Below are 13,805 nucleotides of genomic sequence, written 5' to 3' on the forward strand. Positions count from 1 at the left end.
CTCCTCTATCGCGAAAGGTCATCGCCGTGTTCGCCCTTCACTTTGCGCTGCCGTCATGTCCCGGACGGCTGCTGTGTCGTTACGTGCCCGCTGAACGCGGGCTCTCCGCCGACGGGCAGGCCGGCCCGCCGGGGCAGAACGGATGAGCGCGATACTCGCACTGGCCATCTTCATCGTGGCGTTCTTCTTCATCGCCACGGAGAAGGCCGACAAGGTCAAAGTCGTCCTCATCGCCGCGGGCCTGATGGCCGTGCTCGGCCTGATCCCCGGCGCCGAGGTGTTCTTCTCCGAGCACGAGGGCATCGACTGGAACGTCATCTTCCTGCTGCTCGGGATGATGATCATCGTCGGCGTCATCAAGCAGACGGGCGTCTTCGATTACCTGGCCATCTGGGCGGCCAAACGCTCGAGAGGGCGGCCGTACCGGCTGATGGTCATGCTGATGGGCATCACCGCCGTCGCCTCGCCGTTCCTCGACAACGTCACCACCATCATGCTGGTGGCGCCGGTCACGATCGTGGTGTGCAACCGGCTGCGGATCGCTGCGCAGCCGTACCTGATCGCCGAGGTGCTGGCGTCCAACATCGGTGGCGCGGCCACGCTCATCGGCGACCCGCCCAACATCATCATCGGCAGCCGCGCGGGGCTGACGTTCAACGACTTCCTCGTGCACATGGCGCCGATCGTGGTGGTCATCTTCGCGGTGTTCGTGCTGTTCACGCGGGTGCTGTTCCGCAAGTCGTTCCAGTACAACGCCGAGCACGTCGCCGAGGTGATGGCGCTGCAGGAGCGGCGGGCGATCACCGACATGCGGCTGCTGGTGCGCTGCCTGATCGTGCTGGCCGCGGTGGTGACGGGGTTCGGGCTGCACGCGGTGGTGCACGTCGAGCCGTCGATCGTGGCGCTCGTCGGCGCCGGCGTGATGCTGCTGGTCTCCCGCGCGAACGTCGACGAGGTGCTGCGCGAGGTCGAGTGGCCCACGCTGGTGTTCTTCGCCGGGCTCTTCGTCATGGTGGCGGGGCTCGTGCACACCGGCGTGATCGCGGCCATCGGCACCTGGGCGCTGGACGCCCTGGGCGACGACTACCTGGTCGCCGCGACGGCGCTGCTGTTCGGCTCCAGCGCGCTCGGCGCGTTCTTCGACAACATCCCGTACGTCGCCACGACCGCCCCCATCGTCGAAGGCGTCGTCGACGCCGCGACCGACCCGCAGGCCGGTCAGGCGCTGTGGTGGGCCTTCGCGCTCGGCGCCGACTTCGGCGGCAACGGCACCGCGGTCGCGGCCAGTCCGAACGTGGTCGCCCTCGGCATCGCCGCGCGCAACGGCCACAAGATCACCTTCTGGCAGTTCACCCGGTACGGCATCGTCGTCACCGTGCTGAGCACCGCGCTCGCCTGGCTGTACGTCTGGCTGCGCTACTTCACCTGACCCGGCGCCCCTGGTGTCCTCAGGGATGAATCAGGGGCGATCACCGATGATCTGGCCGGGCGGCAGGGGGCATCGTGGTCCGTATGAACCCCGCAAGCCGCCTGGCCCAGATCTCCTTCACCGCCGGCCCCGCCGCCCTGCTCGCCGGCTGGTTCCTCCTGCGTCCCGTTCACGGCGACACGCAGCCGGGGCTGTGGTGGACGGCGGCGCACCTCGCCTGGTTCGGCGGCTTCCTGATGTTCGGGCTGATGACGCTGGCCATGCGGGGTCTCGCCCAGCCGGTCTCCGGCGGCCGCCGGGTGGTGGTGGAGGCGGCGACCGGGGTCGCGCTGTTCGGCGTGGCGGCCAACCTGACGCAGCTCGTCATCGACCTGCACGCCGGGTTCGTCGCGCCCGACGGGGCCGGGCTGCGGGCGCTGCTGACGCAGGCGCGCGGCTATCCGGGGATCGAGCTGGTCGTCTACACGCCGGGGGCGCAGCTGTTCTTCGGCGCGGTGCTCGCGCTGGCGGCCGTGCTCGCCGTGCTGCGCCGCGTCACCCCGGTCAGCGCCGCCGTCACCGCCGGCGGGGTGGTCCTGCTGGGCGCCGCCACCCTCCAGGAGGGCAAGGCGACGGCGCTGGCCGCCGTCGGCATGGCGGTCATGTGGCTCGGGACGCTGCTCCTGGGCCGGGGGCCGTCCGGCGACGGTCTCCCCGCCGCCACCCCGACCCGGGTCTGACGCGCGGGTCAGCGGGCAAGGGGTGGGCAGACCGGTTCGTACGGGCGGTCCGGCAGGTGACGGTGCCACTCGGCGGCCGTCAGGGTGCGGCCGGCCCGGATGCAGACGGTCTCGGTCAGCGCCTCGACCGTGGTCGGCAGGCGGGTCAGGCGGCCGCCTCTGCCGACGGCCAGCACCTCGGCGGAGCCGGCGGTGAAGGCGACCGAGCGGGCGCTGCCGGTGAGCCCGACCGGCGGGCCGATCCGCCGCCCCTGGCGAACGTCCCACAGACTGAGCGTGTTGTCCTGGGAGGCGTAGGCGAACAGCCGCCCGTCCGGCGAGAGCGCCGCGTCCCACGGCGCGCCCTCCACCCGCATCCAGCCGCCCGCCTGCGCGCCCGTCGCGGTGTCCCAGACGCCGACCTTGCCGGCGAAGTTCACCGCGACCAGGTCGAGCCGGGCGCCGAACCACACGTCGTCGGCCCGCCCAGGCAGCGGCAGCCGGGCGCCGAACGGCGTGTCCGTCTCCAGGTCCACCAGCCGCCGACGGACCGTGTCGAGGCCGACGAGCCGGCCGTCGGCGGTGGCCGTCCAGCCGAGCAGCCGTTCCGGCCGCGGCACCTGCTTGAGCCGTCGCCCGCCGGGCAGCCCCCACAGCGTGAACGTCCGCTCGCCCGCCGTCCACAGGCCCTTCGAGGTGGGCAGCACCGACGCCGCCTCGCTCTCGCCGGCGAACCTCGGGGTGAGCGCGGCCAGCTCCCGCCAGGAGGCGACGTCGCGGACCGTGACGTGGTCGCCGCGCCGGACGGCCAGCAGCCGGTTGTCGGGGCTGAACGCCAGCTCGCTGTCGTAGTCGGCGAAGGCGCCGGTCTCGCGGCGGCGGCCGTTCAGGGTGATCTCGGTGCTGCCGAGCGCGTGCATGGCCACCGTGCGGCCGTCGCCGCTGAGCCGTACGGTGTCCATCGGCTCGTCGGACGGCGGGGCGGGCACGAGCGTCACCACCGTGTCGTCGCTGAGGTAGCGCAGGCCGTCGGGGCCGAACGCGGCGGCCGTCACCGGGTCGGGCGGGCGGCGCTCCAGCAGCAGCGGCTCGCCGGCGCCCGGCCGCCACACCGTGATCTTCGCACCCACGCCCGCGACCAGCTCGCCGTCCTGGCTGAACACCGGGATCGCGTGGTCCTCCCAGCCGTGCAGGACGGCCAGCTCCTCGCGGGTGCGGGTGTCGTACAGGGTCAGGCCGTCGTCGTCGCTGATCGCCACCCTCGTGCCGTCGGGGCTGAACGCGGCGGCGCTGTCGCAGTCGGCGCAGACGCCCGGGTAGCCGGGGCGGCGCTTGCCCGACGGCAGCAGGTAGCGGTCGGGGCCGGCGACCGCGTACCCGCCGTGGGGGTGCACGGCCGGCCGCCGCAGCGCGGGCAGCGGAGTCGTCGTCCCGGTACGCCAGTCGTGGACCTGCGTCCCCTGCCCGATCGTCACCAGCAGCCGGTCCCCGCTGAACGCCACCGACACGTCCACGGCGCCGGGTGCCGCGATCCGCCGCCCGACCGGCCGCCCGGTGGCCACCTCCCAGATCCCGATCCCGGAGTCGTCGGCCACGGCCACCACCTTCCCGTCGCGGCTGACCGCCACCTCCCGCAACCTCCCACTCCCGCCTTGGAGGGTTCCGGCCTGGGCGATGCTCCTGACTCCGGCCTCGGCACCGGAGCCGGGCAGGGTGGTGATGGGAGCGGTGAAGCTCCTCGTGCGCCGGCCGGTGGCGACGTCCCAGACGGTCACCTCGTCCGGGGTGACGCTGATCAGGGAGCGGCCGTCGGAGGTCAGGGTGCGGACGACGTCCGGGCCCGTCGCCGGGTCCCTGAAGGAGGTGGTGGCCGGGTCGGACGCGGCGGCCAGCAGGCTCGACCTGGCCTCGGCGGTGGGGGACAGCTTGCCTGAGGCGGCGGCGAGCAGCATGCCGAGCACCGGGTCGCGGCCCCGTACGGCGTCCGAGGCGGCGGCCAGCCTCGCCGAGTCGGCGGCGTCGCGCTGCCCGGCCAGGGTGGCGCTCTGCCGCCAGGCCAGACCGCCCGCCCCGACGGCGAGGGCGAGCAGGGCGGCCAGGCCCACGGTCAGGAGCCTGACGCGGCGGGAGCGCCGGCGGGTGAGGGTGGCGGAGGAGGCCAGGAAGTCGCGCTCCGCCGGGGTGAGCGTGAGGTGCTTGCGGTCGGCGGCGGCCCAGCGCAGCGCGTCGTCCAGGGTGCTGCCGTGGAACAGGTCGGCGTCCCTGCGGCCGTGCTCCTGCCAGCGGCCGGTCGCCACGATGATGCGGCGGTGCACGGCCAGGCCGTCGCGGTCGGCCTCGATCCACTTGCGCAGCCTGGGCCAGGCGAGCGGGAGCGCGGGGCGCAGCAGGCGTACGGGGTCGCCGCAGGACACCAGGTACGTGAACGCCCTCAGCACCCGGTCCGTGCCGGCGGGCAGCTCCGACCGGCGGGGCGCGCGCAACGCCAGCTCGCCCGCGTCGGTCACCGTCACCAGCCGCAGGAACAACTCGGGCACGAGCAGCCGGTCCTCGGGCGAGAGCGACGCATAGGCGTCCTCGGCGATCACGCCGAGCGCGGGGTCGGTCTTCGCGCCGAACGCGGCCCCGATCCGGCCCCCGTCACCGGCCCCGAGGGCGAGCAGCCGCGCCGTGTCGATGGCGCCTCGTCCGGCGACGGTGTCCTGGCCACGGCGACCGCGATCGGTGGTGCTTCGCATGAGGACGTGGGCAGCGGGGTCGGTGCCGGTCAGGAGGGAGAGCAGGAGGTCGCGGGAGGACGGCCGGAGGTCCGGGTCCTTGGACAGGGCGGCCTTGACCGGGCGGTGCAGGGAGGCGGGCAGCACCGACAGGTCCGGGTCGTGGGTCAGGACCTGGTGCATGATCGCGCCGACCGAGCCGCCGGTGAACGGGTCCTCGCCGGTGGCGGCGTAGAGGACGACGGCGGCCCAGGCGAAGACGTCGGCGGCGGGGCCGGCGCGCAGGCCGGAGAGGACCTCGGGCGCGAGGTAGCCGGGCGTGCCGGTCACGTCGCCGGTGGAGCTGAGCGTCATCTCCCGCGTACGGGCCACGCCGAAGTCGATGACCCGCGGCCCGTCGGGCCCGAGCAGCACGTTGCCCGGCTTGAGGTCGCGGTGCACGACACCGGCGTCGTGCACCGCGGTGAGCGCCGTGGCGATCGCGATGGCCAGGCGGTGCAGGTCGTCGCCGCCGAACGTACGCCCGGCGTCCCGCAGGCTGGGCCCCTCGACGTACGCGCTGACGATGTACGGCCGCGGCCCGTCGAGGTCGGCGTCCAGCACCCGCGCGGTGCAGAACGGCGCGACCCGCCGCGCGGCGGCGGCCTCCTTGGCCAGCCGCTCGCGCAGCCGCGGCGCCCCGGCCGGGTCGCCGCGCAGCACCTTGACGGCGACCCGCGTGCCGTCCTGGTCATAGCCCTCGTAGACGACTCCCTGGCCGCCCTCGCCGAGCCGGCCGGCCAGCCAGTAGCCGCCGAGCCGCTGCGGGTCCCCGTCGATCAGTGGACTGCTCATGCCTGGTTGGACGGCGGTGGTGACGCAGAGGTTGGGTAAAGGTCACACCCTGTGTCCGTTGACCCACACGTTACGCAGCTCGAACCCGGTCACGTCGGTCACCACGTCGGCCTCGGCCATGTTCTCGAACACGCTGTTGCTCACCTTCACGCCCCTGATCGGGTTGCCGGGGTTGCCGATGAGGGTGAACGCCCGGGGCGCGGTCCCGGCCCGCAGCCGGGTGATCTCGATGCCGCCGACGTCGGGGAAGTAGGGCCCGGTGTGCTTGTTCTCGTAGTTGAGCGCGACCTCGATGACCGCGTCGGCGGCCTGCCCGACCTTGACGTCCTTGACGTGAACGTCCCTGACGTAGCCGCCGCGCTCGGGGTTGGCCTTGATGCGGATCGCGCGTTCCAGGTGGGGGCTGCTCATCTCGCAGTTCCAGGCGAACACCCAGCGCACGCCGCCGGTCGTCTCACTGCCGACGGTCACGCCGCCGTTGCCGTCGCGCATGACGCAGCCGGTGACGAGGACGTTGAGGCAGGGCTCGTTCACCCGGCGGCCGTCGGCGTTCTTGCCCGCCTTGAGCGCCACGCAGTCGTCGCCGGTGTCGAACGTGCAGTTCTCGATGAGCACGTCCACGCAGGACTCGGGGTCGCAGCCGTCGTTGTTGGGGCCGCGCGGGCTGTCCACGGTGACGCCGCGGATCGTGACGTTCCTGCACAGGACGGGGTGGATGTTCCACATGGGGGAGTCTTTGACCGTCACGCCCTCGATGAGCACGTTGCGGCAGCGGTAGAGCTGGATGAGGTTGGGACGCAGGTGGTGGCCCTCGCCGAAGACCCGCTCGGCGACCGGCACGCCCTCCTCCGCCAGCTGCGCGAGCAGCCGCTTGTCCGGGCCTTCGGACGGCGGCGGGTCGTTCGACCAGTCCCACCAGTGCGTGGCGTCGGCCTGGCCGTCGATCACGCCCGAGCCGGTGATGGCGACGTTGGTACGGCCGTGGGCGTAGATGAACGGGGAGTAGTTCATCAGCTCGATGCCCTCGTACCGGGTGGCCACGACGGGCAGGTAGTCGGCGGGGTCGCGGCTGAAGCGGATGGTCGCGCCCGCCTCCACGTGCAGCTCGACGTCGTCGGCCAGGTGGATCGCGCCGGTCAGGTACGTCCCCGCCGGCACCAGCACCCGGCCGCCGCCGGCCGCCGCGCACGCCTCGACGGCCCGGCGGAACGCCTCGGTGCACGGGGTGACGCCGTCGCCGGTGGCGCCGTACCGGGTGATGGGGAACGTGCGGGCGGGGAAGCGCGGCGGCCTGATGCGCCGCCTGATGTCGGGCACCCGGCTCCACGCGGTGCCCGTCTCAGTGCCCGTCTCAGTGCCCGTCTCAGTGGCCGCCTCAGTGGCCGCCTCAGTGGGCCCGGCCAGGGCCGGCGTGACGAGTAAGCCGCCGAGCGCGGCGCCCAGGAACGTCCTGCGGGAGTGCTGCATCGATGTCCTCCGGATCGAAGCGGGGGTTCAGCCCTTCACGCCGGTGAGCGTGATGCCCTGGATGAAGGTGCGCTGGGCCAGGAAGAACAGCACGATGACCGGGATGAGGATGACCGTGCTCGCCGCCATCAGCGGCCCGAACTGGGTGGAGTACTGGGTCGAGTAGTAGGTCAGGCCCAGCGACAGCGTGTACATGTCGGAGTCGGACAGGTAGATCAGCGGCCCGAGCAGGTCGCCCCAGGCCGCGAGGAACTGGAACAGCGCGACCGCCGCCAGCGCCGGCTTGGCCAGCGGCAGCACGATCCGCGCGTAGATGCGCAGCTCGCCGGCGCCGTCCACGCGGGCGGCGTCGAGCAGGTCGCGGGGGATGCCGCGGAAGAACTGGCGCAGCAGGAAGACGAACAGCGGCCCGCCGAAGAAGTGCGGCACGATCAGCGGCAGGTACGTGTTCGTCCACCCCATCTCGCGGAACAGCGAGAACAGCGGCACCATCGTCACGTAGAACGGGATCATCATGGTCGCCAGCAGCGCGCCGAAGACGACGTTGCGGCCAGGCCACTCGATGCAGGCCAGCCCGTACGCGATGAACGAGCTCGACAGCACCGCACCGACCATGGAGAACGCGCAGACGACCATGGTGTTGACGAAGTAGCGCACGAACGGGAAGACCTGCAGCCCGTCCAGGTAGTTCGAGAACGTGATCTTGTCGGGGAACCAGACGACGGGGAAGGCGTTGAGCACGTCCACCGTCTTCAGCGAGGCCGTCACCATCCACACGAACGGCAACAGGAACACGATGCTCAGCGTGATCAGGACGGCGTGCTTGGCCATCCCCTGGAGCAGCCGCGGGTACATCATCGGCCTCCGTAGTAGACGCGGCGGCCCACCAGCCGGAACGTGGCGACGGTGAGGGCGGCGACGATCGCGAAGAGCACCCACGCGATCGCCGACGCGTAGCCGACCTTGAAGTATTGGAACGCGTTCTGGTACAGGTACAGGCCCGACACCAGGGTCGAGCCCGCCGGGTTGCCGGTGCCGCCGGTCATGACGTACACCGGCGTGAAGAACTGGAACCCGCCGATCAGCCCCGTGACCAGGGCGAACAGCATGTGCGGGCTGAGGTAGGGCAGCGTGACGTGCCGGAACCTGGCGAGCAGGCCCGCGCCGTCGGTGGCGGCCTGCTCGGTGAGCGCGGCCGGCACGTCCTGGAGCCCGGCGAGCATGATGACCATGAGGTTGCCGACGCCCCACGCGCTCATCACGATCAGCGCCGGCTTGGCCCAGCCGGGGTCGGACAGCCAGCCGGGGCCGGTGATGCCGACCTTGGCCAGGGCGTCGTTGAGCAGGCCGTACTGCGGGTCGAAGATGTACATCCAGAGCACCGCCGAGGCCACCGCGGGCACGATCGTCGGCAGGTAGAACACGGTCCGGTAGACCGGCTGCCCGCGGACGCCGAGGTTCAGCAGCAGCGCCAGGCCGAGCGCCACGACGATGCCGAGCGGCACCGACCACAGCACGATGACCAGCGTGTTCCACAGCGACGACCACCACACCTGGTCGGTCAGCAGGTCGCCGTAGTTGGCCAGGCCGATCCACTCGGGCGGGTTGACCATCGTGTACGACGTGAAGCTGTAGTACAGGGAGGCCAGCACCGGATAGGCGGTGAACCAGAGCAACCCGATGATCGCGGGAGAGGTGAACACCAGCCCCCACAGGACGTTTCTGCGCATGGTCTTACAGCCCCATCTGGTTCTTGAAGCGGGCGGCCTCCCTGCGGGTGTTCTCCTTCACCGTCCGCAGCGCCTCCAGCGCGGAGACCTCGCCGTACACCGCGCGGGCCACGTGGATCTCCAGCTGCTGGCTGAAGTAGTTGGTCTCCGGCAGCGACGGCTTGATGTTGGTCGCGGCGAGCATCGCGTCGTAGGAGGGCCGCAGGATCGGGTCGGCCCGCATCTTCTCCAGCGCGGGCGAGCCGAGGTAGCCGGGCGGGTAGTTCACGGTGTCGAACTCGGCCTGCGTGCCCTCGGGCGTGGCGGCGAACCAGCGCAGGAACTCCCACGCCGCCTCGGGGTTGCGCGCCTCCGACGGGATGAACGCGCCCCACCCGCCGATCCACGTGCCGGTGCCCGGCTTCGAGGCGCCGGGCGGCTGGTACGGCAGCAGCGTGGAGCCGTACGAGAAGTCCGGCACCGCCTCCAGGATCTGGCTGACGCTGCGCGGCCCGAGCGCGGCCATGCCCATGTGCCCGTACCCGAACGGGTTCATCTGCAGGGTCGGCGGCGCGACGTTGAGCCGGTCGGCGCCGCCCAGCGACTTCGCGTAGCGGGCCATCCACTCGACGGCGGCCACGACGTGCTCGTCGTCGGGCGTCACCTGGCCGCTCGCCGGGTCGACGAACTCCCCGCCGAAGGCGAACCCCCAGGTGAAGGCGGCGTTGGCGAACCCGGCCACCTGCCACGGCACGGTCCCGACCCGGGAGGCGCCCGCCCTGCCGACCTGGTTGATGGCCCGGGAGAACTCGTCCACCTCGGAGATCGTGCGCGGCGGCCGCTCGGGGTCGAGCCCGCACTGCTCGAACAGCTTCTTGTTCCAGTAGAAGGGGAAGTTCGGGTCGACGTCCCACTGGAGCTGCCAGACCCGGTCGTCCCACCGCATGCCGCGCCAGACGGCGGGCAGGAAGTCCTTCTCGCCCAGCCCGGCCTGGCGGACGAGGTCGGTGAGGTCGGTCATGATGCCCAGCTCGGCCCACTGCGGCACCTGGAACGGGATCACCTGCGCGAGGTCGGGCGGGTCGCCCGCGGCGATCGAGACCAGCAGCTTCTGCTGCTCGCCCTGGCCGGTCGTGGGCGCGTAGACGACCTCGACGCCGATCTCGTCCTGCACCGACTCGAACCGGGTGGCCAGCTCGACCCAGCCCTGGCCGTCCACGCCGCCGAACAGGTTGTAGAAGACGATGGTGGTGCGCCGGCCGGGGGCGGGCTTCTTGCTGAGGCCCTGCGTGTTCGGCGGCGGGCCGCCGTCCACCACGGTGCAGCCGGTCAGCGCGGCGAGCCCGGCCGCGCCGAGCGTCCTGAGCGCCGCGCGCCTGCTCATGCCCATGCCGCGCCGACCCCCCTGTGCTCGGTCATGCGGTGCTCGCCCACCCGGTACGGCTCCGCCCGCCGCACCGCCGTGTAGAAGTGGTGCAGGCGACCGTCATGGGTCACGACCGCGGGCTTGTGCGCGTACGTGTCGTCCACGCTGCCGGGCGGGCCCACGTCCACGAGGATCTCGGAGCCCTTCTCCCAGGTCCGCAGGTCGCGCGAGACCGCGTACCCCTCGCGGGCGTGCCCGTCGAAGGAGAGCCCGAAGTAGAACATCACCCACCAGTCGCCGTCGCGCAGCACGCACGGGTCGGAGGCGAAGCGCTCGTCGAACGCGCCCTGGCCGCCGTTCGGCACCACCGGCAGCGGGCTGGGGCGTTCCCAGCTCCGGAGGTCGGGCGAGACGGCGTAGCCGATCTGCTCGCGCCAGCCGTCGTAGGTGCGGTTCTTGGCGTTGTAGAAGCAGTAGTAGAGGCCGTCGTGGCGCAGCAGCCACGACTTGTACAGGCCGCCCCGCTCCCACGCCCCGCCGTCCTGCGGCCGCAGCACCGACCCCGTGTCCTTCCACGTACGCAGGTCGTCGCTGACCACGAACCCGATGATCGCCGCGCCCGCCTCCATGCCCGCCTCCGGGTAGGCGTGGTAGGTGCCCACGGCCTGCCCGTCCAGCCAGGTGACCTGCCCGTCCGAGCCGAGCCTGTCGTCGCGCACGATCGAGGTGAGCGCGGCGTTGTAGCGGCGGTAGGGGTGATCGGGGTCGCGGGGGAACACCACCTCGCCCGGCGTCCACGTCGTGAGGTCGCGCGAGCGGCTCAGCGCGGTCTGGTAGCCGGTGCCGTCGAAACCGACGTACGTCATGAGGTACTCGCCGCCGTCGGAGCAGACGAACGGGCAGTCCACGAACAACGCGTCGAACGCGCCGGGCTCGCCCGACGGGCCGATGAGCAGCCGGTCCGACTTGTACGGGGTGCGCAGGCGGCTTGCGTCGTATGGGATCATCGGCCCGGTCATCGGCCCGGTCATCGGCCCGGTCATCGCCGCGCCCCGAACGTCCACCGGCCGGCCGGGACCTCCCAGGCGCGCTCGCCGACGGCCGTGGCGGCATCGGGCGCCCGCGCCGCGCCGAGGTCGGGCAGCCGCACCTCGGCCGTCGAGCCGGGCGGCACCTCGACCTCCAGCTCGTACGCGCCGCCCGCCCGCTGCCAGGCCACGCCGACCTCCCCGTACGGGGTCGCGGTGCGGGCGGTCACGGACGCCAGGTCGCCGGGCGCGGCCGGCGTGATCAGCAGCTTCTGGAACCCGGTCGAGCCCGGCGCCTGCCCGATGCCGCCGAGCCCCCGGTAGAACCAGGCGTCGATGGCGCCCAGCATGTAGTGGTTCTGCGACAGGCCGCGGGTCGGGCCGTCCCACGCCTCGGTGAGCGCGGTGGCGCCGTTGCGCACCTGGTAGCCGTAGCTCGGATGGCTGGTCGAGGTGGCGAACCCGTAGAGCGCGTCGTGCCGGCCCGCCCTGGTCAGCACCTGGTAGAGCGCGGGCAGCGCGACCTCGCCGACCGTGATCTCGCCCGCCCGCACGGCCGCGCTCAGCTCGTCCAGCGCGCCGGGCACCAGCTCGGCCGGGACGACGCCCATGTCCAGCGCGAACACCTGCGAGGCCTGCCCGCCGCCGCCGAACCGCCCGTCCTTGAGGAACGCGCCGGTGAACGCGGCCGAGATCGCGTCCGTCAGCGCCCGGTACCGCTTGGCGTCGTCGTCGCGGCCCAGCACCCCGGCCGCCCGCGCCAGCGTGCCCGCCGCCCGCCAGTAGCCCCACGTGGACACCAGCGGCACCCGCGTGGTGTCGTCCAGGCCGAACCAGTCGCCCAGCCCGTGCCGCAGGATGCCGTCGTCGGCCTTGCCCGTCAGGTAGCCGACGTAGCGGGCCATCGCGTCGTAGTGCCGTTTCAGGGCGGAGGTGTCGCCGTACCAGCGGTACATCTGCCACGGGATGCGCACCATCGCGCCGCCCCAGTTCGGGTCGTCCCTGAAGGCGCCGTCGAAGACGAGGTACTCCGGCGCGATGTCCGGCACCAGGCCCTCGGGGGTCTGCGCCTCGGCGATGGTGACCAGCAGCTCACGCAGGTACGCGGCCACGTCGTAGTTGTAGGCCACCACGTCGAACAGCAGGTGGGTCTGCTCCAGCCAGCCCAGCTTCTCCCGGTGCGGGCAGTCGGTCAGGACGCTGTACATGTTGCCGCGCACCGCGCGGTCGATGATCCGGTGGATGTCGTTGAGCAGCGGGTCGGAGGTCTCGAACCGGCCGATCGCGTCGTTGTCGGCGCGCAGCACCAGCCCCGCCAGCGCCTCGCGGCCCGCCTCCGCGGGCAGGCCCTGCACCTCGACGTAGCGGAAGCCGTCGTAGCGGAAGCTCGGGCGCCAGCGCTGCGGGCCTTCCTTGGTGACGTACGTGTTGAAGATCGGTGCGCCGGTCGTCGGCTTCGACTGGATCACCCGGCCGAACGCGTCGAGCTGGTCGCCCGGCACCAGCCGCAGGTAGCGCCCGGCCGGCAGGTCGAGCCGCAGCTCCGCCCAGCCCGCGATCACCGTGCCCACGTCGAAGACCGGCGTGCCGTCGGTGGCCGTCAGCTTCTCCACCGCCGGCAGCTCCTCGGTGACCCGGATCGGCGGGCAGGCCCGAGCCCGCAGCGTGCCGGTCGCGTCGGGGAGGGCCACCGCGGGCCGCCAGCCGGAGCGGTCCGCGCCGGGGACGTCCCAGCCGGGCGGCTCCAGGCGGGCGTCGTGATCCTCGCCGCCGTACCAGTGGGAGCGGGTCGTCGGGCCCTCGCCGGCGAGCCAGCCGGCGTCCGTGCGGAACCGCTCCTCGCGGCCGTCGGCGTAGCGCACCTCCAGCTGCGCGATCGCCTTCGGCGCCGCCTTCGAGCCGTAGAACTTCATGTAGCGGTCCTGGTGCGGGAACACGTGCGCGATGCCGGGGCCGAGCGCGAGCCCGAGCGCGTTGCGCCCGTCCCGCAGCAGCGCCGTCACGTCGTGCACGGCGTACGCGACCCGCCGGGTGAAGTCCGTGTACGCCGGCTCCAGCACGGCGTCCGTCACCGGGGAGCCGTTCAGCGAGGCCACGTAGACGCCGAGCCCGGCGACGTACAGGCGGGCCCGCGTCACCCGGCCGGACGCGGTGAACTCGCCGGCCAGCAGCGGCAGCGGGCGGCCCTCGCCGACGCGCGGGTCGCCGTCCTCGTCGTACCAGTCGGGGTGGGTGATCCAGGACGCCGTCCAGTCGCCCGGCTCCAGCAGGCCCAGCTCGAAACGGGCCGGCTCGCTCCACTCCGACCAGCGGCCGGCCTCGTCGCGCGTCCTGACCTGCCAGCGCGCGGCGGTCCTGCTCGCCAGCGGCGCGCCGCCGTACACTACGCGCTGGCCGGCGGACTCGACCTCGCCGCTGTCCCACAGGCCGTCCACGCGCACGTGGTAGGCGGTCTGCGTGGCGGCGCCGGTCAGCCGCCAGCTCAGGACGGGACGGGTGGCCTCGATGCCGAGGGGGTCGGTCAGGTCACACGTTCGCAGGTTCGTCGGCAACGGGG

The 13,805-nt window shown here is 72.6% G+C and carries 9 protein-coding genes; 2 read left to right on the plus strand and 7 right to left on the minus strand.

Annotated features, from left to right (window positions below):
- Nucleotides 1-142: 142 nt before the first annotated feature.
- On the plus strand, nt 143-1,429 hold the full coding sequence (locus tag ABZW11_RS19670; protein ID WP_355418939.1) for an ArsB/NhaD family transporter: 1,287 nt from the start codon (nt 143-145) through the stop codon (nt 1,427-1,429).
- Between the two features lie 83 nt (nt 1,430-1,512).
- Entirely contained in the window at nt 1,513-2,148 is a 636-nt protein-coding gene (locus ABZW11_RS19675) for a hypothetical protein (protein ID WP_355418941.1), read from the plus strand.
- 8 nt (nt 2,149-2,156) lie between these two features.
- Here the strand turns inward: ABZW11_RS19675 and ABZW11_RS19680 are convergent, their stop codons facing one another.
- Genes ABZW11_RS19680 through ABZW11_RS19710 form a run of 7 tightly spaced genes read right to left on the minus strand, consistent with a single transcriptional unit; the run spans nt 2,157 to nt 13,800 of the window.
- A complete protein-coding gene (locus ABZW11_RS19680) occupies nt 2,157-5,678 on the minus strand; it encodes a serine/threonine-protein kinase (protein ID WP_355418943.1) in 3,522 nt (1,173 codons plus the stop codon).
- A gap of 42 nt (nt 5,679-5,720) precedes the next feature.
- Nucleotides 5,721-7,145: a glycoside hydrolase family 28 protein gene (locus ABZW11_RS19685; protein ID WP_355418945.1), complete on the minus strand. Its 1,425-nt coding sequence runs from the start codon at nt 7,143-7,145 to the stop codon at nt 5,721-5,723.
- Between the two features lie 27 nt (nt 7,146-7,172).
- The gene (locus ABZW11_RS19690) at nt 7,173-8,003 is read right to left on the minus strand and encodes a carbohydrate ABC transporter permease (protein ID WP_355418947.1); all 831 of its coding nucleotides are present in this window, start codon (nt 8,001-8,003) and stop codon (nt 7,173-7,175) included.
- Nucleotides 8,000-8,875 carry a sugar ABC transporter permease gene (locus ABZW11_RS19695; protein ID WP_355418949.1) on the minus strand — a complete coding sequence of 292 codons (876 nt, stop codon included), beginning with the start codon at nt 8,873-8,875 and terminating at the stop codon, nt 8,000-8,002. The genes ABZW11_RS19690 and ABZW11_RS19695 overlap by 4 nt, the downstream gene beginning before the upstream one ends.
- Nucleotides 8,876-8,879: 4 nt before the next feature.
- Entirely contained in the window at nt 8,880-10,238 is a 1,359-nt protein-coding gene (locus ABZW11_RS19700) for an extracellular solute-binding protein (protein ID WP_355418951.1), read from the minus strand.
- Nucleotides 10,235-11,227, minus strand: coding sequence for a hypothetical protein (locus ABZW11_RS19705; protein WP_355418953.1), 993 nt, complete (start codon nt 11,225-11,227; stop codon nt 10,235-10,237). The genes ABZW11_RS19700 and ABZW11_RS19705 overlap by 4 nt, the downstream gene beginning before the upstream one ends.
- 32 nt (nt 11,228-11,259) lie before the next feature.
- Complete coding sequence (locus ABZW11_RS19710) at nt 11,260-13,800, minus strand: family 78 glycoside hydrolase catalytic domain (protein ID WP_355418955.1); 2,541 nt, start codon at nt 13,798-13,800, stop codon at nt 11,260-11,262.
- Between the last annotated feature and the right edge of the window lie 5 nt (nt 13,801-13,805).

Origin of the sequence: Nonomuraea sp. NPDC004580 (assembly GCF_040609855.1) — a bacterium.
GTDB lineage: Bacteria > Actinomycetota > Actinomycetes > Streptosporangiales > Streptosporangiaceae > Nonomuraea > Nonomuraea salmonea.